General features: G+C 40.6%; 21 protein-coding genes. All 21 read left to right on the plus strand.

The window, feature by feature from the left end; genetic code table 11:
• The first annotated feature begins 5 nt into the window (after positions 1 to 5).
• The 21 genes from asd to recA all read left to right on the plus strand — a co-directional run bounded on the left by asd (position 6) and on the right by recA (position 23,539).
• Positions 6 to 1,049: an aspartate-semialdehyde dehydrogenase gene (gene asd, locus ACNJYY_RS09740; RefSeq protein WP_416731542.1), complete on the plus strand. Its 1,044-nt coding sequence runs from the start codon at positions 6 to 8 to the stop codon at positions 1,047 to 1,049.
• A 21-nt stretch (positions 1,050 to 1,070) separates the two neighbouring features.
• On the plus strand, positions 1,071 to 2,336 hold the full coding sequence (gene dapG / locus ACNJYY_RS09745; protein ID WP_191753585.1) for an aspartate kinase: 1,266 nt from the start codon (positions 1,071 to 1,073) through the stop codon (positions 2,334 to 2,336).
• 12 nt (positions 2,337 to 2,348) lie between these two features.
• Positions 2,349 to 3,218: a 4-hydroxy-tetrahydrodipicolinate synthase gene (dapA, locus tag ACNJYY_RS09750; RefSeq protein WP_416731543.1), complete on the plus strand. Its 870-nt coding sequence runs from the start codon at positions 2,349 to 2,351 to the stop codon at positions 3,216 to 3,218.
• Positions 3,219 to 3,701: 483 nt separating this feature from the next.
• Positions 3,702 to 5,369: a ribonuclease J gene (locus tag ACNJYY_RS09755; RefSeq protein WP_144700688.1), complete on the plus strand. Its 1,668-nt coding sequence runs from the start codon at positions 3,702 to 3,704 to the stop codon at positions 5,367 to 5,369.
• Positions 5,370 to 5,462: 93 nt separating this feature from the next.
• Positions 5,463 to 6,203: a ClpP family protease gene (locus ACNJYY_RS09760; RefSeq protein ID WP_144700686.1), complete on the plus strand. Its 741-nt coding sequence runs from the start codon at positions 5,463 to 5,465 to the stop codon at positions 6,201 to 6,203.
• The gene (locus ACNJYY_RS09765; RefSeq protein ID WP_416731544.1) at positions 6,200 to 6,409 is read left to right on the plus strand and encodes a YlzJ-like family protein; all 210 of its coding nucleotides are present in this window, start codon (positions 6,200 to 6,202) and stop codon (positions 6,407 to 6,409) included. The genes ACNJYY_RS09760 and ACNJYY_RS09765 overlap by 4 nt, the downstream gene beginning before the upstream one ends.
• A 119-nt stretch (positions 6,410 to 6,528) precedes the next feature.
• On the plus strand, positions 6,529 to 8,889 hold the full coding sequence (locus ACNJYY_RS09770; RefSeq protein ID WP_416731545.1) for a DNA translocase FtsK: 2,361 nt from the start codon (positions 6,529 to 6,531) through the stop codon (positions 8,887 to 8,889).
• Positions 8,890 to 9,085: 196 nt separating this feature from the next.
• Positions 9,086 to 9,811, plus strand: a complete 726-nt coding sequence (locus ACNJYY_RS09775; protein WP_416731546.1) for a GntR family transcriptional regulator — start codon at positions 9,086 to 9,088, stop codon at positions 9,809 to 9,811.
• A 90-nt stretch (positions 9,812 to 9,901) separates the two neighbouring features.
• Complete coding sequence (locus tag ACNJYY_RS09780) at positions 9,902 to 10,969, plus strand: BMP family lipoprotein (protein ID WP_416731547.1); 1,068 nt, start codon at positions 9,902 to 9,904, stop codon at positions 10,967 to 10,969.
• 83 nt (positions 10,970 to 11,052) lie between these two features.
• Positions 11,053 to 12,579: an ABC transporter ATP-binding protein gene (locus tag ACNJYY_RS09785; protein WP_416731548.1), complete on the plus strand. Its 1,527-nt coding sequence runs from the start codon at positions 11,053 to 11,055 to the stop codon at positions 12,577 to 12,579.
• Positions 12,569 to 13,621: an ABC transporter permease gene (locus ACNJYY_RS09790; RefSeq protein WP_066393810.1), complete on the plus strand. Its 1,053-nt coding sequence runs from the start codon at positions 12,569 to 12,571 to the stop codon at positions 13,619 to 13,621. Before ACNJYY_RS09785 ends, ACNJYY_RS09790 begins: the two co-directional genes overlap by 11 nt.
• The gene (locus ACNJYY_RS09795; protein ID WP_197220803.1) at positions 13,621 to 14,583 is read left to right on the plus strand and encodes an ABC transporter permease; all 963 of its coding nucleotides are present in this window, start codon (positions 13,621 to 13,623) and stop codon (positions 14,581 to 14,583) included. The genes ACNJYY_RS09790 and ACNJYY_RS09795 overlap by 1 nt, the downstream gene beginning before the upstream one ends.
• A gap of 283 nt (positions 14,584 to 14,866) precedes the next feature.
• Positions 14,867 to 16,165: an EF-P 5-aminopentanol modification-associated protein YfmF gene (gene yfmF, locus ACNJYY_RS09800; RefSeq protein WP_416731838.1), complete on the plus strand. Its 1,299-nt coding sequence runs from the start codon at positions 14,867 to 14,869 to the stop codon at positions 16,163 to 16,165.
• Positions 16,146 to 17,435: an EF-P 5-aminopentanol modification-associated protein YfmH gene (gene yfmH, locus ACNJYY_RS09805; protein ID WP_416731549.1), complete on the plus strand. Its 1,290-nt coding sequence runs from the start codon at positions 16,146 to 16,148 to the stop codon at positions 17,433 to 17,435. Before yfmF ends, yfmH begins: the two co-directional genes overlap by 20 nt.
• Positions 17,436 to 17,494: 59 nt before the next feature.
• Complete coding sequence (gene ymfI / locus ACNJYY_RS09810; protein WP_416731550.1) at positions 17,495 to 18,220, plus strand: elongation factor P 5-aminopentanone reductase; 726 nt, start codon at positions 17,495 to 17,497, stop codon at positions 18,218 to 18,220.
• A 69-nt stretch (positions 18,221 to 18,289) separates the two neighbouring features.
• Positions 18,290 to 18,547 carry a DUF3243 domain-containing protein gene (locus tag ACNJYY_RS09815; protein ID WP_066393818.1) on the plus strand — a complete coding sequence of 86 codons (258 nt, stop codon included), beginning with the start codon at positions 18,290 to 18,292 and terminating at the stop codon, positions 18,545 to 18,547.
• 134 nt (positions 18,548 to 18,681) lie between these two features.
• Positions 18,682 to 19,458: a DUF3388 domain-containing protein gene (locus tag ACNJYY_RS09820; protein WP_416731551.1), complete on the plus strand. Its 777-nt coding sequence runs from the start codon at positions 18,682 to 18,684 to the stop codon at positions 19,456 to 19,458.
• Between the two features lie 18 nt (positions 19,459 to 19,476).
• Entirely contained in the window at positions 19,477 to 20,349 is an 873-nt protein-coding gene (locus tag ACNJYY_RS09825) for a RodZ domain-containing protein (protein WP_416731552.1), read from the plus strand.
• A gap of 42 nt (positions 20,350 to 20,391) precedes the next feature.
• Positions 20,392 to 20,970, plus strand: a complete 579-nt coding sequence (gene pgsA, locus ACNJYY_RS09830) for a CDP-diacylglycerol--glycerol-3-phosphate 3-phosphatidyltransferase (protein ID WP_066393829.1) — start codon at positions 20,392 to 20,394, stop codon at positions 20,968 to 20,970.
• A 154-nt stretch (positions 20,971 to 21,124) separates the two neighbouring features.
• On the plus strand, positions 21,125 to 22,366 hold the full coding sequence (locus tag ACNJYY_RS09835; protein ID WP_416731553.1) for a competence/damage-inducible protein A: 1,242 nt from the start codon (positions 21,125 to 21,127) through the stop codon (positions 22,364 to 22,366).
• Between the two features lie 126 nt (positions 22,367 to 22,492).
• Positions 22,493 to 23,539: a recombinase RecA gene (recA, locus tag ACNJYY_RS09840; RefSeq protein WP_416731554.1), complete on the plus strand. Its 1,047-nt coding sequence runs from the start codon at positions 22,493 to 22,495 to the stop codon at positions 23,537 to 23,539.
• Positions 23,540 to 23,640: the final 101 nt, after the last annotated feature.

Raw genomic sequence — 23,640 nt, forward strand, 5'->3', positions numbered from 1 at the left:
AAAGTATGAGCCAAAAATCATTTCATGTAGCTGTAGTAGGAGCGACTGGCGCAGTTGGCCAGCAGATGTTAAATACGTTAAGTGAAAAAAACTTTCCAATAAAAAAGTTATCTCTTCTTGCAAGTAAAAGATCAGCAGGACAGGTCATCACGTTCAATGGAGAATCTCATACGATTCAAGAAGCGACTCCTGAAGCTTTTGAAGGTGTTGATCTAGCGTTGTTCTCTGCTGGTGGTTCTGTTTCCAAAGCTCTTGCACACGAAGCGGTGAAGAGAGGTGCGATCGTTGTAGACAACACGAGCGCATTCAGAATGGATCCGAACGTACCACTCGTTGTACCTGAGGTAAATGAAGGAGACTTATTAAAACATAACGGAATCATCGCGAATCCGAACTGCTCAACGATTCAGATGGTCGTTGCCCTTCAGCCTCTACATGAAAAGTTCGGTCTTAAAAAAGTAATCGTTTCTACTTACCAAGCAGTTTCAGGAGCGGGAGCAAAAGCTGTCGAAGAGCTGAAAGAACAATCAAGAGCGATTTTGAACGATGAATCTTTTGAGGCTTCTATCATGCCTTGCGCCTCAGACAAAAAGCACTATCAGATCGCATTTAATGCGGTTCCACAGATTGATAAATTTGAAGAGAACGGCTATACGTTTGAAGAGCTTAAGATGATGAACGAAACTAAGAAAATCATGCATTTGGAAAATCTAGAGATCGCAGCAACTTGTGTACGATTACCTGTAGAGACAGGACACTCAGAGTCTTTATATGCAGAGTTTGAAAATGGTAACCCATCCGTTCAAGAAGTAAGAGAACTACTTAAAACAGCTCCTGGTATCACCCTTCAGGATCAGCCAGAAGATCAGATCTATCCTATGCCAGCTCTAGCAGCGGGTCTGCCTGACGTTTATGTTGGCAGAATACGTAAAGACTTAGACCGTGATAACGCCTATCACATGTGGGTCGTGTCAGATAACTTACTAAAAGGGGCTGCATATAACTCCGTACAAATCGCAGAGAGCTTGATTAAATTAAATCTGCTTTAATTATATAAAGAAGGTGCATTCATGAAGATAATCGTTCAAAAATTTGGGGGAACTTCTTTAAAAGATGATACAGGCCGCATTGAGGCAATTCGACATATTAAAAATGCGGTAGAAGAAGGCTATAAAGTAGTATGCGTCGTTTCAGCGATGGGACGTTTCGGTGATCCTTATGCGACAGACACTCTATTAAGCCTCGTAGGAGATAAGAACAAGATTTCTAATCGAGAACAAGATCTTTTGTTGTCTTGCGGAGAAATTATTTCATCAGTCGTATTTTCTGGATTGTTAAATACAACAGGTCTTTCCTCTGTTGCGTTAACAGGTCCACAAGCAGGGTTCAGAACAAATGATGACTTTTCTAATGCAAGAATTATAGATATGAAAGTTGATCGGATAAAATCAGAACTTGAAAACCATCAAGTAGTTGTTGTTGCCGGCTTTCAAGGACAATCAAAATCTGGGGATATCGCAACACTTGGCAGAGGGGGAAGCGACACGAGTGCTTCAGCATTAGGTGCTGCTTTAGAAGCTGAGTTTATCGATATTTTTACAGATGTTGAAGGGGTCATGACGGCTGATCCAAGACTTGTTAAAGATGCAAGACCACTATCTGTCGTAACCTATGCAGAGATCTGCAACATGGCTTATCAAGGAGCAAAGGTCATTCATCCACGTGCTGTAGAGATCGCCATGCAGGCTAAGATACCGTTACGAATTCGATCAACGTATTCAGATCTTCCGGGTACGCTTGTTACATCAGCCATAAAAGGGCCTGCTGGTAAAGATGTTCAAGAGTCGATCATTACGGGTATTGCACATGTTTCAAACATTACCCAAATTAAAGTGTATGCGAACGATGGTCAGTATGATCTTCACACAAAAGTGTTCAAAGCCATGGCACAAGAACAAATTTCAGTAGACTTTATTAACATAAGCCCTAAAGGGGTCGTCTATACGATCATGGAAGACAAGACAGATTTGGCATTAGCAAAATTAAAGGCTCTAGGATATGAACCTGAAGTGAACAGAGATTGTGCAAAAGTATCGGCAGTTGGAGCAGGCATCGCAGGCACTCCAGGTGTTACGGCGGCTATCGTAGAATCGCTGTCTAGCAGAAACATACAAATCTTACAATCTGCTGATTCACATACTACAATTTGGGTGCTCGTAAAGAAAACCGACCTTATTGAATCAGTGAATGCTCTTCATTCCGCTTTTCGTTTGAATGAGGAAGGAATATCTGCGAACTTACAAGAAATTGTACAGCAGCAGTTTAATGAGTATTGAGGAGTGAAGGAAATGAATTTCGGAAGTATTAGTACCGCGATGGTAACGCCTTTTGACAGCAAAGGGAACATCGATTTTGGCAGAACGACGAAACTGGTTAACCATCTGATCAACAATGGAACCGATAGTCTTGTAGTAGCAGGGACTACCGGAGAATCAGCGACATTAACGACAGAAGAAAAAATAGCACTTTTTAAACATGTTGTAAAAGTGGTCGATGGAAGAGTTCCTGTGATCGCAGGTACGGGTAGTAATAATACGAAAGCATCCATCGATCTTTCAAAAAAGGCTGAAGAAATCGGTGTGGATGCCATTATGATCGTAGCACCGTATTATAATAAACCAAGTCAGGAAGGGATTATCGCTCATTATAAGGCGATTGCGAGTGCGGTAAGCCTTCCGATCATGGCGTATAATATACCTGGAAGATCAGTGATCACTTTTTCTGTTGATACGGTTCTTCGACTAGCTGAAGTGCCGAACATTGTTGCGTTAAAAGATGCAGGCGGAAATTTAGATACGATGAGTGAAGTGATTGAAAATACGCCTGACGATTTTGTCGTTTACTGTGGTGATGATGGTTTGACCCTTCCTTCTTTAGCTGTAGGAAGTGCGGGAATCGTTTCTGTGGCTTCACATGTGATCGGTAACGAGATGCAGACGATGATCAAGGCGTTTAGAGACGGTGAAAATAAAGAAGCAGGGCGTATTCATCGAAAGCTGCTTCCGGTTATGCAAGAGCTCTTTAAAGCGCCGAGCCCTGCTCCAGTAAAAACAGCGCTACAAGTAAGAGGGCTAGATGTCGGCGGTGTTAGATTGCCGTTACTGCCTTTAAACCAATCTGAAAGAGAAGCACTCTCTATCAGATTAAACAGCTTATAAAAAGTAGTCTGGTTTTTCTTTAGCCGGTATAAAAAGGGCTTCGCATGTGATTTTTATGTGCAGCCCTTTTTTCATGAGTATTTAATGGCTGTATTTGTAGACGATGATGTTCTCTCCATCCTCGTACGGATAAAAAAACATAAGCCCGCGTCTTACGTAGACGTGGGCTTGTTTTTTAAAAGGTGCGCGTAACCGTGTCGAAAATTGTTTAAATCATTTTATCCGTGAAATTATTGGCTCTATATGTGAATATATTTTGATTTACCGTGAAAATAAAATGGATTACCGTGAAATTATTTAACTTTGCGTTTCTACAAACAAAAAATTTCAGTCAAACTAGATTCATTAGGAACCGCTGTAACCTTATTTTTATTTGTCCTTTGCTCAGTCTTGTTTTGTATTCCTCTCATAGAGTATAATGTTTTTAAGTGACGTGATCGGGATTATAGATTTTTTACATACAACATAGGAGGAATATACACATTGTCAAAACAAAATAGAGATAAAATAAAAGTTTTTGCCCTGGGCGGAGTCGGTGAGATCGGCAAAAACATGTATGTAGTGGACACAGGTGAGGAAATTTTTGTCATGGACTCAGGTCTGATGTTTCCTCAAGAGGAAATGCTCGGGATCGATATCGTTATTCCAGATGTGACTTACCTGAAGGAAAACCTGGAGCGTGTGACTGGAATCTTTTTAACTCATGCTCATGAAGACCATATCGGTGGACTTCCATATGTCTTAAGACAAGTACCCGTGCCCGTATATGGAACACGTTTGACGTTAGGACTTGTAGAAGCAAAATTAAAAGAAGCGGGACTTTTGCGTTCCACAGAATTAAATATGATCGAAACAAATCAGAAGCTTTCATTTAACAGTGCGAAGGTAAGTTTCTTCCACGTAAATCACAGTATTCCAGATGCAGTAGGAATTGCAATTCACACGTCACAGGGAATTATTGCAAACACTGGTGATTTCAAGATCGACCATACGCCGATCGATGGACAGCATACCGAATTTGGCAAGATCTCAAGCCTGGCTGAAGAAGGGGTACTGTGTCTGCTATCAGATAGTACGAATGCTGAACGACCAGGGTCTACAGGTCCAGAAGCGCAAGTTGGACAAGAGATCCTTGATGTATTCCAAGCGGCAAAAGGAAGAATAATCATTGCATCATTTGCTTCAAACGTCCACCGTGTTCAGCAGGTTATGAACGCAGCTGCAAAAACTAACCGAAAAGTCGCTGTTAACGGAAGAAGTATGGTAAAGGTTGTGGATATTGCTTCACAGCTAGGATATTTAACGATTGAAAAAGATCTATTAGTAACGATCGATCAAGCAAACGATTACAGTGATGAAAAAGTAGTCATCTTAACAACAGGCAGCCAAGGCGAATCTATGGCAGCATTGTCTAGAATGGCACAAAAATCGCATAAACAGATTGCTCTTCGTCCTTCAGATACAGTTGTAATTGCCGCTACCCCGATACCTGGCAATGAAACTTCTGTTGCTAAGATGGTTGATAAACTGATGCGTACAGGAGCAGACGTTATCTTTGGTCAGAAAAAAGTCCATGTATCAGGACATGGTAGTGCTGAAGAACTTAAGTTCATGCTCAGTATGATGAGACCAAAGTACTTTATGCCTGTTCATGGTGAATACAAGATGCAAAAAGCGCATCAAAAATTGGCGATTGAAGTTGGAGTTGAAAAAGACAACATCTTTATCGTGGATAAAGGTGAAGTGGTAGAGTTCGCTAATGGGTTCGCTCAAAAAACTGGAAAAGTACCTTCAGGTAACGTATTAGTAGATGGTCTTGGTGTAGGAGATATCGGAAACATCGTGCTTCGTGACCGTAAACTTTTATCACAAGATGGTATCTTAGTGGTCGTTGTTACGATCAGTAAAGATTCTCATAAATTGATCTCAGGACCTGAGATCATCTCGAGAGGCTTTGTGTACGTACGTGAAAGTGAGGCTCTTTTACAAGAAGCGAATACGAAAGTTCGTGACGTTCTTGAAAAATGCATGAACGAAAATATGAAAGAATGGTCTAGTCTCAAATCAAACGTAAGAGATACATTAAGTCAGTATCTGTTTGAAAAAACGAAGAGAAGACCAATGATCATGCCGATCATAATGGAAATTTAACCCGCTGATAAAGCGGGTTTTTATTTTTTTTATCATATGAATGGAAATAACGCCCATACTAAGAAGAACCTAACTTAGAAGGGGTATGAATTTATGGATCAGACACCAGAAACAGAAGCACCACAAACGGATGCACCTAAGAAAGATGATAGCTCGGGTCTTATACAGAAGATACAGTCGTTAGGACAAACGAACGTACCTACAATGGAAGGATCGAGCATACATTGTTTGACGATCGTGGGACAGATCGAAGGTCATATGCAGCTACCTCCTAACAACAAAGCAACTAAATACGAACATTTGATTCCGCAATTGGTTGCCATTGAACAAAATCATAAGATTGAAGGACTTCTTGTGATTTTGAATACAGTTGGCGGAGACGTTGAAGCTGGACTGGCTATCTCTGAGATGATTGCTTCCCTCTCAAAGCCTAGTGTATCCCTCGTATTAGGAGGAGGACATTCGATTGGAGTTCCAATAGCGGTCAGCGCTGATTATTCGTTTATCGCACCAACGGCTACTATGACGATTCATCCGGTTCGATTAACAGGTCTTGTCATCGGGGTGCCGCAAACGTTTGAGTATTTAGACAAGATGCAGGATCGTGTGATCTCTTTCGTAACGAGTCATTCCGAGATCACGGAAGAGCGGTTTAAAGAACTGATGTTTTCTAAAGGGAACCTGACTCGAGATATTGGTACGAATGTAATTGGAACCGATGCAGTAAGCGATGGACTCATAAACGAAGTAGGCGGAGTAGGTCAAGCGATCAAGAAGTTGAATGAGTTGATCGAAGCGAACAAAAAAGACGAGGATAAAGGGTTAACACAATGATCTGGTATACGATGCAGCCTTTTGAATTGATGTTTCCGGAAGAAGGAAACGAACAGTCGGCGCAGAATGTAATACTTTATAATAATATACCTGTCCTCGTAGAACGCATGGGTGATGAGAAAAGAATCGTTCAGATCATGAGCACAGACCCTTCTCATTTTTTACTAGAAGACTGTCAACCTGGAATGGTGCTGCGAAACTTTTAAAAAAGTCATCTAAGAATTATGCTATACTATCTTAAAGCAGCCTTCTGATTTGCAGGGCTGCTTTTCTTTCTATTTTTGTTCATACATACATAATATTGCATGCTAGTGAGGTGAAAAAAATGGCAAAAAACAAAAAAAAGAAAGCGAAGAATAAAGGCCGATGGAAAGAGCAGCTGACATACGAGATAGCAGGGCTTACCATCTTGGCATTGTCCTCTCTAGCACTTGCTAAGATGGGCAATGTAGGAATGGCTTTTGTTCATCTACTGCGATTCTTTAGTGGAGAATGGTACGGTATTCTCTTGCTTGCTTGTATTTTATTATCCTTTTATTTGATATGGAAGAGAAGCTGGCCGGTTTTGGTATCCAAAAAATTAACAGGTGTTTATATACTTTTCTTTTCATTTTTAGTATTGAGCCACTTGACTTTATTTGAACACTTAACAAACGGTGGAGAATGGAAAGATGCGTCGGTCATAAGGAACACGTGGGATCTTTATTGGATGCAGCTTCAAGGGGAAACTTCAACCAAAGATATTGGTGGAGGCCTTGTGGGTGCTATCGGTTTTGCTCTTTTTTACTTTTTGTTTGGTGCTGGAGGAACAAAACTTGTCATATTCTTTTTGATAATAGGAAGCCTTCTGTTGATATCCGGTAAATCATTATCAGTTCTTCTTCAGAAACTAGTCGACACATCGAGTTCAGCAACTTCTAAAATAAAAGAATACATAGAAGAAAAGAAGACAGCACTTTCTGAAGAAAGAAGTAAAAAAGTAAAAGAAAAGAAAAATTTAAAGCCGGCAACTGTTGAAGATGAAGAAGACACTGAAGAGATCATCATCTCTGAAGATCCAGTAATCGAAGACTTCACAAAAAGAGTTCAACAAACAGAGAGCGGCGTTCAGTTGAAATTTGCACCTCAGATGTACGGTGAGAGCGAAGAAAAAGAAGATGTAAAGGATGTTAAAAGAGCTGAAGATGAGCCGACACCCTCACCTTTACCTGTTAATTTTGGTGATGAAGTGATCCAGAATGAACATTATCAGCTTCCAACAATGAAACATCTCAGAACGCCACAAAACAGTGGACAGCATAAAGACAAGCAATATGCAGCTAGCAAAAGCAACGCAAAAAAACTTGAAAAAACGTTCGAGAGTTTTGGAGTTAAAGCAAAAGTTCTTAAAGTTCATCTTGGTCCTGCCGTTACGAAATACGAAGTGTACCCAGATGTGGGTGTTAAGGTAAGTAAGATCGTGAACCTATCAGATGACTTGGCTCTCGCTTTAGCTGCAAAAGATATTCGGATCGAAGCGCCTATACCAGGAAAATCAGCTGTTGGAATCGAAGTGCCGAATCAAGAGATCTCGATGGTAACATTAAGAGAAGTCCTTGAGGCGCCGCAGTTCTCTGGCCAACAATCACCACTCGCGATTGGTCTAGGCAGGGATATCTCAGGTGAGCCGATCATCGCAGATCTTTCTAAGATGCCTCACTTGCTTGTTGCAGGAGCAACCGGAAGCGGTAAAAGTGTGTGTGTAAACGGCATTATTACGAGTATTCTGATGAGAGCTAAACCACACGAAGTGAAAATGATGATGATTGATCCGAAGATGGTAGAATTAAATATGTATAATGGGATACCTCATCTTCTGGCACCAGTCGTAACCGAGCCAAAGAAAGCAGCTCAAGCATTAAAGCGGGTTGTCTCTGAGATGGAACGCCGGTATGAGCTATTCTCGCATAGCGGTACACGAAACATCGAAGGATACAATGAATCCATTCGAAAACAAAACGCTAAAGGGGAAGCAAAACAGCCTTTCTTACCTTATATCGTGGTTATTGTTGATGAACTTGCTGATCTGATGATGGTTGCCTCAGGTGATGTTGAGGATGCGATCACCCGTCTTGCTCAGATGGCTCGAGCAGCAGGGATCCACTTAATTATTGCGACCCAGCGCCCGTCAGTTGATGTAATTACAGGTGTTATTAAAGCGAATATCCCGTCTAGAATCGCGTTTAGTGTATCCTCACAAACGGACTCAAGAACGATACTTGATATGGGAGGGGCAGAGAAGCTTTTAGGAAGAGGAGATATGTTGTTCTTCCCTTCAGGAGCTTCAAAACCTGTTCGCGTTCAAGGTGCGTTCTTATCAGATGAAGAAGTAGAGGCGATCGTAGATCATTGTGTTTCGCAACAAAGAGCTCAATATCAAGCAGAGATGATTCCTACAGAAGAAGCAGAACCAGCAGTCATGGAATCGGAAGATGACTTGTTTACAGATGCTGTCAGACTTGTCGTTGATATGCAGACAGCTTCGGTTTCAATGCTTCAAAGAAGGTTCCGCATCGGTTATTCGAGAGCAGCAAGGTTGATCGACTCGATGGAATCCAAAGGAATTGTAGGACCATATGAAGGATCGAAACCACGAGAAGTGCTGATTTCTGCTATGCCGGACGAAAAAGAAGCCTCTAGTTCATAAGTCTTAGGAAAACGAGCTCATAAGGGCTCGTTTTCATCTGTTATTGGAATTATATTCAATTTATGTAAAATCCAAAGAATACCTATTAAAAATTTGTAAAAATAGTATTTATTTATAGAATTAAAAATGGTATAGTAATGTCGATTCTACTAATAATTTGTCATACGTCGAACAACTTAGTTAAGGTGGTTTTGTAATGTCAATTAAAGCTGACCATCGCTTGTTATATATAAAAGTGATTGAAAAGTTAAAAAAAGATATTGAAGAAGGTATTTATAAAGAGGGAGAAAAACTTCCTTCTGAATTTGAGCTATCAAAACAGCTCGGTATCTCAAGAGCTACACTGCGAGAAGCGCTTCGTATACTGGAAGATGAAAGCGTGCTCATTCGAAAACATGGGGTTGGTACCTTTGTAAGAACTCGTGCTTTGTTCTCATCCGGTATTGAAGAACTCTACAGTGTGACCGATATGATAGAAAGAGGCGGCAAACGAGCCGGGACTATTTTCCTAACGTCGCAGATGTCGGATGTTACAGAAGAACTGCTCAGCAAGTTTAATGATTCATTGCCTGAAGGACTCATGATGATGGAACGTGTCCGTACTGCAGATGGAGAACCAGTTGTCTTTTGTAAAGATCATATGCCAGCACACCTTTTCCCTGCAAAAGGTTTGCACGATTATGAGTCATTCCTTGAGATGTTGGAAAAAGAAACAGGTAGACGTGTTATGTATGCGGTAACAAACATTGAACCGATCGGATATCACGACAGAGTTTCTGAAATTTTGGAAAGCGATGAACGCGTTCCACTCCTCATCTTAAAACAGATGCACTACGATCAATTTGATGAACCTGTATTATATTCTTGCAACTATTTTAGATCTGATAAGTTTATGTTCTCTGTTTTAAGAAAGCGCTTATAGTTAAAGTCTTTTTTAGGGGGTGATCGGTACTTTATTTTGCAGCATTGGTTTTAGTCATTAAAATGAAAACACTTACAGGGGGAAAATGACTTGAAAAAGAAATTAGGATTAATGGTAACTGCAATGTTAACTGCCGGTACAATTCTTGCCGGATGTGGATCTTCTGATGACGGGAAGTCATCTGGCGGTGGAGAGAAAAAAGACTTTAAAGTAGCGATGGTAACAGATACTGGCGGTGTAGACGATAAGTCTTTCAACCAGTCAGCTTGGGAAGGTCTAACAAAGTTTGGTAAAGATAATAGTTTAGAAGAGAGCAAAGGGTACAAATACTTGCAATCAACAGCGCAAAGTGACTACAAGCCTAACCTAAACTCACTAATTCGTCAAAAATACGATGTTGTTTTCGGGATCGGATTCTTAATGGGAACTGACGTAGAAACAGTAGCGAAGCAACAGCCTGATGCAAAACTTGCAATCGTTGATATGGTTGTTAAAGGTGATAACGTAGCGAATATTACGTTCTCTGAGCATGAAGGTTCATTCTTAGTAGGTTTAGTAGCTGGGATGCAATCTAAATCGAACAAAGTTGGATTCGTTGGTGGTGTAAACAGTGAACTGATCAAGAAGTTTGAAAACGGATTTAAAGCTGGAGTATTAACAGCGAACCCTAAAGCTGAAGTAATGGTTCAATATGCAGAAGACTTCAACAAAGCTGAAAAAGGACAACAGATCGCTAACACGTTCTATCAACAAGGAGCTGACGTAATCTATCATGCTGCTGGTGGAACAGGGATGGGTGTGTTCACTGAAGCGAAAAACCGTAAGAAAAACGGTGAAGATGTTTGGGTAATCGGTGTTGACCGTGATCAGCACGAAGAAGGAATGCCTGAGGATGTAACACTGACTTCAATGGTAAAACGTGTAGACCAAGCTGTATATGAAGTTTCTGAGCAAGCGATGAACGGCAAATTCCCAGGTGGAAAGATCGTAGAATTCGGTCTTAAAGAAGACGGAGTAGGTATTGCACCAACTCAAGATAACGTTAAACCGGATGCACTTAAATCAGTGGAAGATTTCAAAAAGAAAATCATCGCTGGCGAAGTGAAAGTTCCTAAGACAGATGCTGAATTTGAAGAGTTCAAGAAGAACTTAAAATAATTCAAGTGAAATGAAATGAATAATAGGCCAGGACTTGGCATGAGCCAAGTCCTTCCTTATGCATATAAGGGGGGAGCAAGAAAATGGAATATGTAATCGACATGCGCAATATCCGTAAAGAATTCCCTGGAATCGTAGCGAACGATAACATTACGCTACAAGTAAAAAAAGGGGAGATCCATGCATTACTAGGAGAGAACGGTGCAGGAAAATCAACGCTGATGAACGTTTTGTTCGGTCTTTATGAACCAGAACAAGGCGAGATCTTCGTAAAAGGAAATAAAGTGGTGAACAATGATCCGAATATTGCCAACTCGCTTGGTATTGGGATGGTTCATCAGCACTTTATGCTCGTTGATAAGTTTACTGTAACCGAAAATATCATCCTTGGAAAAGAACCTACAAAAGGCGGAAAAGTTGATCTTCAGACAGCGGCTAAGGAAGTACAAGCTCTTTCTGATCAATATGGACTTCGTGTAGATCCTTACGCAAAGATAGAAGATATCTCAGTTGGTATGCAGCAACGTGTGGAAATTTTGAAAACGCTTTATAGAGGAGCGGATATTCTCATTTTTGATGAGCCGACAGCCGTGTTAACACCTCAAGAAATCGTAGAACTCATTCAGATCATGAAGAAGCTTGTTAATGAAGGCAAGTCTATCATCCTCATCACTCATAAACTAAAAGAGATCATGGAAGTATGTGACCGCTGTACGGTAATAAGAAGAGGAAGAGGCGTTGGTACAGTAGATGTTAGCGATTCTAACCCTGATTCTCTAGCAGCGATGATGGTTGGGCGTGAAGTAAACTTTAACGTTGAAAAAGTGGATGCTGATCCTAAAGAAGCTGTATTGAAGATCAAAGATCTCGTCGTTCATGATAGCAGAAAAGTTCCTGCAGTTAACGGTTTGAACCTGACTGTTCATGCTGGGGAGATCGTTGGAATCGCTGGAGTTGACGGAAACGGTCAATCTGAACTATTAGAGGCTATTACGGGTCTTCATAAAGTACACGAAGGATCGATACATCTGCGAGATAAAGAGATTACGAATAAGTCTCCTAGAAGTGTTACTGAGAACGGTCTGAGTCATATTCCGCAAGACCGACATAAACACGGACTTGTGTTGGATTTTTCAGTAGGAGAGAACATGGTTCTTCAAACCTATTATCAGAAGCCATATTCTAAATCTGGCATATTGAACTTTAAACCGATCTTTGATAAAGCTAAAAAGCTGATCGAGGAGTACGATGTTCGTACGCCAGATGCTTATACACCAGCACGTGCCCTATCTGGTGGAAATCAGCAAAAAGCGATCATCGCTAGAGAAGTTGACCGCGATCCGGACTTTTTGATCGCAGCTCAGCCAACTCGTGGTCTTGATGTTGGAGCGATCGAGTTCATCCATTCCAAGCTGATCGAACAAAGAGATAATGGAAAGGCCGTACTGCTCGTTTCTTTTGAGTTGGATGAAATCATCAACGTGAGTGACCGGATCGCCGTCATGTATGAAGGAAAGATCGTTGCGATCGTAAACCCGAAAGAAACAACAGAACAAGAACTGGGTCTATTGATGGCTGGAGGAAAGAGAGGTGCCGTTCATGCAGAATAATACAAACAAAATGAAGTTTCTTGTGCCTCTTATCTCTGTGTTTTTAGGACTTCTTATCGGTGGGATCATCATGCTGATCAGCGGATATCCACCGATTGAAGCATATGCTGCACTTTTTGAAGGGATTTTTGGCGGTTCATACTATATGGGGGAAACGATCAGACAGATGTCACCTCTTATTCTTTCAGGGCTGGCAGTTGCGTTTGCGTTTAGAACAGGATTATTCAATATCGGAGTAGAAGGACAGCTTTTAGTCGGGTGGCTTGCTGCCGTGTATGTGGGTATATTTGTTGATGCTCCAGCTATTATTCATATTCCGCTTGCCATTCTAGCAGCTGGTGTCGCTGGTGCTCTATGGGGATCTGTTCCTGGTATCTTAAAAGCGCGTTTTAAAGTTCATGAAGTTATCACGACGATCATGATGAACTATATCGCACTCTATAGCACGAATGAAATCATCCGTAATTTCATGCTTGCTCCAGGTGAGCGAACAGAGAATGTAAAAGAATCAGCTTCTCTGGCTTCACCTTTTTTGCAAGAGCTAACAGACAATTCTACACTTCACTATGGAATTATCGTAGCAATCGTAGCAGCAGTGATCATGTGGTTCTTATTATGGAGAACAACACTGGGTTATGAACTTCGTGCAGTAGGATTCAACCAGCATGCATCTCAGTACGCTGGAATCAACGTTTCAAAAAACATCGTCCTTTCCATGGCGATCTCAGGAGCATTTGCAGGGATTGCTGGAAGTATGGAAGGTCTAGGTACGTATCAATACATGACGATCAATGCCGGATTTACCGGAGTAGGATTTGATGGAATCGCTGTTGCACTACTTGGTGCTAACAGTGCGATCGGTGTTATTCTAGGTGCTGCACTTTTCGGCGGATTAAAGATTGGTGCACTGAACATGCAAGCTATGGCTGGAGTTCCGACAGAACTTGTTGGAATCGTTATTGCTTTAATCATCTTCTTTGTAGCGTGCAGCTATCTTGTTCATTGGTTGATGAACCGTGTGAACAGAGGAGGTAAGATCTGATGAGTTTTATGGATATTCTAGCACTAATCATACCTGCTGCTATCGTTTCAGCCGCTCCCTTAATCTTTACTGCTCTAGGTGGAGTCTTTAGTGAACGATCTGGAGTTGTAAATATCGGTTTAGAAGGCTTGATGCTTTTTGGTGCTTTTACAGGGGCCGTAACGATTTATTACGGCGAACAGTTTGGATTAGCTGGTGCGGCTCCATGGGTAAGTTTTGTTGTTGCAATGATCGTCGGAGCGCTATTTGCTTCTATTCATGCTGTTGCAAGTATCTCATTAAAGGCAGACCAAGTAGTTAGTGGTGTAGCGATCAACTTCTTGGCTGCTGGACTCGCGATCTTCTTAACAAAGAAAATCTTTAATGCAGGTCAAACGCCTGTAATTTCAGAACGTATCTCAAAAAGTGATATTCCGTTTCTGTCAGATATTCCAGTGATCGGAAAGTTATTCTTCTCAAATGCGTATCTGACTTCTTATCTAGCAGTATTTGTAGCATTAATCGTATGGTATGTTCTTTACAAAACACCATTTGGCCTTCGCCTTCGTTCTGTAGGTGAACATCCGATGGCTGCAGATACGATGGGGATCAATGTTAAAAAGATGCGTTATGTTGGCGTTCTTTTGAGTGGTGCTCTAGCTGGTCTAGGTGGAGCTGTATATGTAGCTTCTATCTCAGGAAACTTCACACACTCCACGATCACAGGACAAGGTTTCATGGCTCTAGCTGCGATGATCTTCGGAAAATGGCATCCACTAGGGGCATTAGGAGCTGCTTTATTCTTTGGTCTAGCACAAGCGATCAGTATTTCCGGAGCTCAGATTCCAGGTCTGCAAGATATTCCAAAAGTATTCTTGCTTATCGCTCCATACGTACTTACGATACTAGCTTTGGCAGGTCTTGTAGGCCGTGCGGATGCACCGAAAGCTCTTGGAACACCTTATGAAAAAGGAAAAAGATAAAAAACTGATACTTCTGGTGATATCTTTTATCTGCGGGACAGGCGGGCAGGTGAGACACTTAAGAGTGGAAACGTACGAATGTGGCTCACCGCCTGCCCCGCGGAAAGCGAGCATCCTGAAAAGGAGATCGACTGCTTTCAAAAACATCTTTGAGTATCATATAATAAAAAAGTCTGCCAGAAGGCGGACTTTTTTTGTTTTATAAGGAGGAATGTCATGTCAGGTATCGAAAATGGGTAAACTAGAACGTAGACATAACGAAAGGGGTACTTATCCAATGGGAATTGTTAATCATAAAAAAACCGATCTCCACGGAATGACTGTACATACGATAGAAACGAAAAAGTATAAGACCACATCGTTCATACTTCAGGTAAAAGAACCGATCAATGAAAAGAACGTTACAAAGCGAGCGCTGCTTGCTTATGTCTTACAGAGTGGGACAAAGGATTTTCCTTCTTCAAAAGAACTGAGAAGTGCTTTAGACGACCTTTATGGAGCTACATTAAATGCTGATCTTTCCAAAAAAGGCGAGAATCAAGTGATCAGTATTCGAATGGAAGTCGCGAATGAGAAATTTTTATCCAATTCAGAACCTGTTCTTGATAAAGCTTTCCATTTATTATCACAAGTTCTCTTAGCACCTGCTCTTGAAGGTGATGTGTTTAAAGAGGGAATCGTAAAAAAAGAGAAACGCAGTCTGAAACAACAGATCGAATCCATCTATGATGACAAGATGCGTTATGCAAACAAACGACTTTTAGAAGAGATGTACGACTCAGAACCTTATCGTTTAAATGTTTATGGAAACGGTGATGAAGTAGATTCGATCTCACCTAAAGAGCTGTTTGACTATTATCAAGAAGTGATAAGAAACGACAAGATCGACCTTTATGTGATCGGTGATATTTCAACAGAGGAGATGGTTGACAAGGTTAATAAGCATTTCCGTTTTTCAAAAGATAGAAAAAAAGATGAGACAAAAGCGGTGAATGCTGCAGATGAAAAAAGGATCTCTGAAGTTAAGGAGATCTTCGAAGAGCAGGATGTTCAACAAGGAAAGCTGCACATGGGATATCGCACGTATACTACCTATGCAGATGATGATTATTTCGCTCTACAAGTGTTTAACGGGATTTTTGGCGGGTTCTCTCACTCTAAATTGTTCATGAACGTTCGTGAAAAAGAAAGTTTGGCTTATTATGCAGCTTCTCGGTTCGAGAGCCATAAAGGAGCTGTTTTTGTTATGAGTGGTATCGAGACTGCCAATTACGAAAAAGCTGTAAAAATAATTAAAGAACAGCATGAAGAAATGAAGAACGGAAATATTACAGACTCTGAATTCGAACAGACGAAGGCGATGATCAACAATCAAGTATTAGAGACGATCGACCACCCGATCGGTCTATCGGAAGTGCTGTATCACAATGTTGTTGCAGGTACGAATCGTTCCATTGAAGAGTGGATGGAAGGTATAAAAAAAGTAACAAAAGATGATGTGGTCGCAGTAGCTAAAAAGGTAACATTAGATACCATTTTCTTCTTGAAGGGAGCTGTCACGAATGGGAATGAAAACGTTTGATCAATTAGACGAAACACTGCATTATGAAGAACTAGAGAATGGGTTAAAGGTTTATGTTCTTGAAAAGAAAGGCTTTAATAAGACATACGCTACGTTTACGACGCATTATGGATCAGTGGATAATCACTTTAAGCCGTTAGGCAAAGATGAAAATGTGAAAGTGCCTGATGGTATCGCACATTTTCTTGAGCATAAACTTTTTGAAAAAGAGCATGGAGATGTCTTTCAAGATTTTAGTAAACAAGGTGCATCTGCTAATGCTTTTACGACATTTAACAGAACGGCATATCTGTTTTCAACAACAGGTGATGTAAAGAAAAACTTAACGACTTTAATCGACTTCGTACAAGAACCGTATTTTACAGAAAAGACGGTCGAAAAAGAAAAAGGAATCATCGGTCAAGAGATCCGGATGTACGATGATAACCCCGATTGGCGCGTTTATTTTGGTCTGATTGAAAATATGTATCACCATCATCCAGTAAAGATCGATATCGCTGGAACAGAAAAATCTATCGCTAAGATTACAAAAGATGATCTGTATGAATGTTATGAAACGTTTTATCATCCAAGCAACATGATCCTCTTTATCGTGGGACCGGTCGATGCTAAAGATATGTTACGTTTTGTTAAAGACAATCAATCACAAAAAACGTTCAAAGAAAAAGAAAACATCGAACGATTCTTTGACGAAGAACCACAATCGGTCGCTAAAACGAAGAAAGTGATCGAGATGACCGTACAGACTCCTAAATGTTATATGGGCTATAAAGAAGCTGCTCCTAATCGTCAAGGAAAAGAGTTAATGAAGCATGAACTAAGTGTAAATCTTCTTCTAGAGATGATGTTCGGAAAAAGCTCACCGAATTATGAAACATTGTATGAGGAAGGATTGATCGATCAGACTTTCTCTTTTGATTACACAGAAGAGAATGGGTTTGGATTCAGCATGCTCGGAGGAGATACTGGATCTCCAGATGAATTCGTTGAAAGAATCTCAGGTATGGTTGAAGACTTTAAACAACACTCGATTGATGAAAATTCATTTGATCGTGCACGAAAAAAGAAGATAGGTGCATTTTTACGATCACTGAACTCGCCTGAATTCATAGCGAATCAATTCACTCGTTATGCGTTTAATGAGATGGACCTCTTTGATGTGATCCCAGTCTTTGAATCGCTGACTGTTCATGATGTGGAAAGTGTCCTACAAAACCACTTTAAAAAAGAAGCGATGACCGTTTGCCAAGTTCAAAAAAAGAAGTCATAATAAATTTAAAAACATCCTGCTGAGGTAGGGTGTTTTTTTACAGCAATGAGGGATTAACAGTGAAAAACGCGCTTGTTACAGGAGCATCAGGAGTGATCGGAAGCGAGATCAGTCATCTATTAGCATCGAATGGTTATCGGTTGTATCTTCATTACAACACCAATCAAACCGCTGCGGCAAAGCTTCAGAAAGAGTTAAAGGACAAATATGGTGTACCAGTTTCAATGGTATGTGCTGATCTGTCTAAACCAGGTGGATCAGAAGATCTTTGGAATCAAATTCAAGTACCCCTAGATTTGCTCGTATATAACTCTGGCTCTGCTCATTTTGGTCTTCTCACTGATTTTACAGATGAATCCATTATGGAGACGATGCAGTTGAATCTTCTAAGTGCAATCTCACTGACAAAAGCGATCGTGCCTGGCATGATTCAAAAAAAATCCGGAAAGATCATCATGATCACATCCGTTTGGGGAGAAGTAGGGGCTGCATGTGAGACCGTCTATTCCGCCGCAAAAGGCGGATTGAATACGTTTGTTAAAGCTCTTTCAAAAGAGTTAGCTCCGAGTCATATACAAGTAAATGGCATCTCTCCTGGAGTGATCTCAACTCCTATGATGGACCAGTTTACAGATGAAGAGAAGCGTTCATTGGCTGACGATATACCTGCTGGGCGGTTTGGAGAACCACGTGAAGTTGCTCATGCAGTTGAATTTTTAATGAGCGAAAAAGCGGATTATATCTCTGGTCATATTCTTTCGATAAACGGATCGTGGTTTACTTAAAAAAACATGTATAAAAAGCATGAAACTAAGAGATATTAATGCTGTATCAACCTTGAAGGAGGAGACAGCATGTCTGTATTAGACAACTTTGGTCAATGGAAAGATTTCTTGGCAGAGCGTTTAAATCACGCGGAACACGAAGGTATGAACCATGATACGATCTCGAACTTAGCAACTGAGATCGGTGGCTACTTAGCGAACCACGTAGAACCAAAAAACGAGGAAGAAAAAGTTCTTGCCGATCTTTGGAAAGTGGCCGATGAAAACGAAAGACACGCCATCGCAAACATGATGGTTAAGCTAGTTCAAAACGACGGAAGCCGCTAAATGGTGAAGGATGTTAAGAAATTTTTCTTAACATCCTTTTATTTTGCTTTCATAATAAATTGAAATCATTTATTATTAGAAACAAGAATAGATGTAGAATTTTGTTTCATTTTGAAAGAATAAGGAGATGAATTATGGGAGAGCAAGAATGGTATTTAGAGTATGAGATACATAAAAACCGGCCGGGTCTCCTAGGGGATATATCTTCCTTATTGGGTATGCTTGGAATTAATATCGTAACGATTAACGGTGTTGACAACGAGCGACGTGGAATGCTTCTGATCATTGATAACGAAGAAAAGATCAACCGGCTTCAATCGATTTTAGATTCAATGGACAATATTACAGTAACCAAGTTTAGAAAACCGAAGCTTCGTGATCGTCTCGCTGTAAGACACGGCAGATATATTGAACGTGATGCGGATGATAAGAAAACGTTTCGTTTTATACGAGATGAACTTGGGATATTAGTTGACTTTTTAGCTGAATTATATAAAGTTGAAGGACATAAATTAATCGGCGTTAGAGGCATGCCCCGTGTTGGGAAAACGGAAAGTATCGTAGCCTCCAGTGTTTGTGCAAATAAACGCTGGGTCTTTATCTCATCCACATTATTGCGTCAGACTGTTAGAAGCATGCTTGCGGATGATGAATACGATTCTGACCATGTTTTTATTATCGATGGTGCAGTTTCAGCACGTAATATGAACGATAAACATTGGCAGCTCATACGAGAGATCATGAGGCTTCCTGCAGCGAAAGTTGTGGAACATCCTGATCTTTTTGTTCAGCAAACGGAATATACACTTGAAGATTTTGACTACATTATCGAGCTAAAGAGTCATCGTGATGAAGAAATTACATATGAAGCTCTGAAACAAGATCAAACAGGATTCGGAAATTTAGATTGATGTAAGTAGGTGGGAAGGTTGACAGAACTCGGTAAGTTATTAAAAGAAAAACGCGAAGAAAAAGGAATGTCACTTGAGGAACTTCAAACTGCTACAAAGATACAAAAAAGATATCTTGTAGCCATTGAAGAAGGAAAGTATGAAGTACTTCCAGGATCGTTTTATGCTCGTGCGTTCATTAAAAATTATTGTGAAGCTGTAGGTCTGCATTATGAGACCATTTTTGATGAATATTCTCATGAGATACCAAAATCAGCAAAAGAACCGACAACAGAGTTCGAACCGCGTTCAAAAAGAGAGCGGTCCGGAGTATCAGAAGATCATTCTCTTTTAAAAAGGTTGATACCGATCATCCTTATTGGAGTTTTGATCGTGGTAATCCTCTTTGTCGTATGGAAGCTCCTTCCTGATGGAAATGACCAAGCGAAAAGCGGCAATGATTCACCAGGTGTTCTTTTGGATGCAGATGAGAACAAACCGCAGAAAAAAGAAGGAGCAAAGAAAGAAAAAGAAGATGTTTCTGAAGAAAAAGAAGAAAAATCTGAAGCTCCAAAAGAAGAAGAGAAACAACAAACGTTAACGAAACTTGAAACGATCGGAAAAGTAACAACTTATGATCTGAAAGATACGGATAAACTGGTTGTTGAACTAAGTGCAAAAGGGCCAAGTTATGTAGGGATCCAAGATGAGACTACGAAAAGCTATTTTGATAATCAGATGAAAGAGGGTCAAACAGAAACCTTTGACCTTTCTTCAGCAAAAGAGGTAACACTAAATATTGGCGCGTCTCATGTAACATCTATTAAAATTAATGGGGAAGCATTCACATATCCAGTTCCAGCTACTGAACTGATTCATCAAAAAATTGTGATTCGTAAGGCTCAACAATAGTTAATACAAAATTGATTTTGACCGTATTTTGGAGGAATTGCATTGAACTTACCTAACAAGATTACCATTTCTAGGATTTTTTTAATTCCCCTCTTTATGATTGTTCTCTTGGGCGATTTTGATTGGGGAGTATGGAAGATAGCGGGTGAAGAATTGCCTGTCACGCATTTTGTAGCAGCGCTGATCTTTATCTTTGCATCTAGCACAGATTGGGTCGACGGCTATTATGCGCGCAAATATAACTTAGTTACGAATTTAGGGAAATTTTTGGATCCATTAGCTGATAAGCTGCTCGTTTCAGCTGCACTTGTAGGATTAGTTGAACTTGGAGCTGCACCTGCATGGATGGTTATCGTTATTTTAAGCCGAGAGTTCGCTGTTACAGGAATCCGTGCTGTCGCTTCTGCTGAAGGCGAAGTCATCGCAGCAGGACAGATGGGTAAACTAAAGATGTGGATACAGATTATTGCGATTTCAGCTCTATTGCTTCACAATCTGCCATTTGCATGGATCGGACTTCCTTTTGCAACGATCAGTCTTTGGGCAGCAACACTGATTACCTTATATTCTGGCTGGGAGTATTTCGTGAACAGCAAACATATTTTATTAAAATCAAAGTAATCTAGAATGAAGAAAAAACAGGAGCAGAAAACTCCTGTTTTTTTGTTAGCTGTAAGTGAATATGCAGAAATCGTGAAGAAATGAGAGCGTTTCTTAGCATATATAAGTTTGAATGAAATGAAATCAGAGAATACAATCAAGGAGCGTGTATGAGTTGAACGCAGAAATCATAGCAGTTGGCAGTGAACTTTTATTAGGACAGATCGCAAACACGAATGCTCAGTTTATTTCAAAAGAGCTTGCTGAGATCGGAGTGAACGTATTTTATCACTCAGTAGCAGGTGATAACGAGAACCGTCTCTCATCAGTTATTCAAACAGCCAGGTCTAGATCGGATCTGCTCATCTTTACGGGAGGTCTCGGACCAACTAAAGACGACCTGACGAAGGAAACAATCGCAAAACTATTTCAAAAGGCATTGGTCCATGATGAAGCTGCTTTAGCGTATATAACCAATTATTTTGTTCAAACCAATCGAGAGATGACACCGAACAATAAGAAGCAAGCTCTCATTATTGAAGGGTCTGCCGTACTGCCGAACGATAATGGTATGGCACCTGGAATGGCGTTTACTCATGGTAACAACACGTGTATACTCCTGCCTGGACCGCCAAGCGAGATGAGACCTATGTTCAACAACTATGTAATTCCTTTTCTTTATTCTAAAATGGATGTGCAGACAAAGTTTCATTCAAGGGTCTTGAAATTTTTTGGGATCGGGGAATCGGTCTTAGAAACAAAGCTTCAGGATTTGATCGAGAAACAAAGCAATCCTACCATTGCGCCTCTAGCATCTGAACATGAGGTTACGATTCGGCTGACTGCATCGCACCATTCAGAAACTGAGGCAAAAAGACTGCTGGATGAAGTAGAACAAGAAGTTCTAAGCCGTACAGGTTCTTATTTTTATGGTTATGATGACGAAACGCTAGAGAATCAGACTTTCGATCTTCTTCGAGATAATAAGCTGACGATCGCTTCAGCAGAGAGCTTGACTGGAGGTTTATTCAGCAAGATCATCACTGATTTTCCTGGGGCATCTTCCGTGTTTCAAGGAGGAGCCGTCGTTTATTCAAGCGCAATGAAACAATCGATGCTTAAAGTACCTCAATCTTTGATCACAGATCATGGTGTTGTCAGCTCACAATGTGCAGAATGGATGGCAGAGCAAATTAAAAAGCAGACAAAGTCTGGTATCGGCATCAGCTTTACTGGTGTTGCGGGTCCTGATGCACAGGAAGACAAGCCTGCTGGAACAATTTTTATTGGCATATCGATACATGACCAAACGTATTCCTACTCCATAAAACTCGCAGGCTCAAGAAAAGGTATTCGTGAAAGAGCGGTTAAGCATGGATTTCGGTATTTAAATCAATTGGTCAAAGAAGGACAATAAAAAAATCGAATAAATGTTCGCAAAATGATTGGCAAATGAACAAAAAAGAGATATGATAGAGAAGTAGCAAGTAACAGAATTAATGAAACAAAAATACATGTAAAATGAATTTGAGGAGTGAATTGAATGAGCGATAGAAAAGCGGCTCTAGATATGGCTCTACGCCAAATTGAAAAGCAGTTCGGTAAAGGTTCCATCATGAAATTGGGTGAACAAACGGAACAGCGAATTTCAACAGTTTCCAGTGGATCGATCACTTTGGATATCGCACTTGGAATCGGTGGTTATCCTCGCGGAAGAATTATCGAAGTATATGGTCCTGAATCATCAGGGAAAACAACCGTTGCCCTTCATGCTATTGCAGAAGTACAACGTAATGGTGGACAGGCTGCATTCATCGATGCTGAGCATGCACTAGACCCTGAATATGCTCAAAAGCTAGGCGTTAATATTGATGAACTCTTATTGTCTCAGCCAGATACAGGTGAACAAGCGCTAGAGATCGCTGAAGCTCTTGTAAGAAGTGGAGCGGTAGATATTTTGATCATCGACTCCGTTGCTGCACTTGTTCCTAAAGCTGAGATCGAAGGGGAGATGGGTGACTCTCACGTTGGTCTCCAAGCTCGTCTAATGTCTCAAGCACTTCGTAAACTTTCAGGTGCCATCAATAAATCGAAAACCATCGCAGTATTCATCAACCAAATTCGTGAAAAAGTTGGCGTTATGTTCGGAAATCCTGAAACAACACCAGGGGGAAGAGCTTTAAAATTCTATTCATCTGTTCGTCTGGAAGTTCGTCGTGCTGAACAGCTGAAACAAGGACAAGACGTTGTTGGTAATAAAACAAAAATTAAAGTCGTAAAAAATAAAGTAGCTCCTCCGTTTAGAACGGCTGAAGTTGATATCATGTACGGAGAAGGCATCTCGTATCAAGGTGAGATTCTGGATATCGGTTCAGACATCGACATCGTTCAAAAGAGTGGTGCTTGGTATTCTTACGAAGGAGAACGTTTAGGTCAAGGTCGTGAGAACTCGAAGCAATTCCTTAAAGAAAACCCTGAGATCGCATCAGCAATCGTTGCAGAAATCCGCAACTATTATCAGCTAGAAGGTAAAGCAGCTGCTGAAGTGGAAGCTCCTTCCTTGGAAGAAGAATTTGAGTTAACAGAATAGCAATCGTGAAGACTGGTCAGGGTGACCGGTCTTTTTTTGCTCTTTTTACAAACTCAGATTTCGTTTCTTCTGTGACAGTTGATTAGGGTGCAGCGTATGAG

Origin of the sequence: Fictibacillus tiangongensis, from assembly GCF_048083785.1 — a bacterium.
GTDB lineage: Bacteria > Bacillota > Bacilli > Bacillales > Fictibacillaceae > Fictibacillus.

What these genes read in the sequence shown, in the direction of transcription:
- asd (WP_416731542.1), top strand. Translation starts at nt 6, where the DNA reads ATGAGCCAAAAATCATTTCATGTAGCTGTAGTAGGAGCGACTGGCGCA.
- dapG (WP_191753585.1), top strand. Translation starts at nt 1,071, where the DNA reads ATGAAGATAATCGTTCAAAAATTTGGGGGAACTTCTTTAAAAGATGAT.
- dapA (WP_416731543.1), top strand. Translation starts at nt 2,349, where the DNA reads ATGAATTTCGGAAGTATTAGTACCGCGATGGTAACGCCTTTTGACAGC.
- ACNJYY_RS09760 (WP_144700686.1), top strand. Translation starts at nt 5,463, where the DNA reads ATGGATCAGACACCAGAAACAGAAGCACCACAAACGGATGCACCTAAG.
- ACNJYY_RS09765 (WP_416731544.1), top strand. Translation starts at nt 6,200, where the DNA reads ATGATCTGGTATACGATGCAGCCTTTTGAATTGATGTTTCCGGAAGAA.
- ACNJYY_RS09770 (WP_416731545.1), top strand. Translation starts at nt 6,529, where the DNA reads ATGGCAAAAAACAAAAAAAAGAAAGCGAAGAATAAAGGCCGATGGAAA.
- ACNJYY_RS09775 (WP_416731546.1), top strand. Translation starts at nt 9,086, where the DNA reads ATGTCAATTAAAGCTGACCATCGCTTGTTATATATAAAAGTGATTGAA.
- ACNJYY_RS09785 (WP_416731548.1), top strand. Translation starts at nt 11,053, where the DNA reads ATGGAATATGTAATCGACATGCGCAATATCCGTAAAGAATTCCCTGGA.
- ACNJYY_RS09790 (WP_066393810.1), top strand. Translation starts at nt 12,569, where the DNA reads ATGCAGAATAATACAAACAAAATGAAGTTTCTTGTGCCTCTTATCTCT.
- ACNJYY_RS09795 (WP_197220803.1), top strand. Translation starts at nt 13,621, where the DNA reads ATGAGTTTTATGGATATTCTAGCACTAATCATACCTGCTGCTATCGTT.
- yfmH (WP_416731549.1), top strand. Translation starts at nt 16,146, where the DNA reads ATGGGAATGAAAACGTTTGATCAATTAGACGAAACACTGCATTATGAA.
- ACNJYY_RS09815 (WP_066393818.1), top strand. Translation starts at nt 18,290, where the DNA reads ATGTCTGTATTAGACAACTTTGGTCAATGGAAAGATTTCTTGGCAGAG.
- ACNJYY_RS09820 (WP_416731551.1), top strand. Translation starts at nt 18,682, where the DNA reads ATGGGAGAGCAAGAATGGTATTTAGAGTATGAGATACATAAAAACCGG.
- recA (WP_416731554.1), top strand. Translation starts at nt 22,493, where the DNA reads ATGAGCGATAGAAAAGCGGCTCTAGATATGGCTCTACGCCAAATTGAA.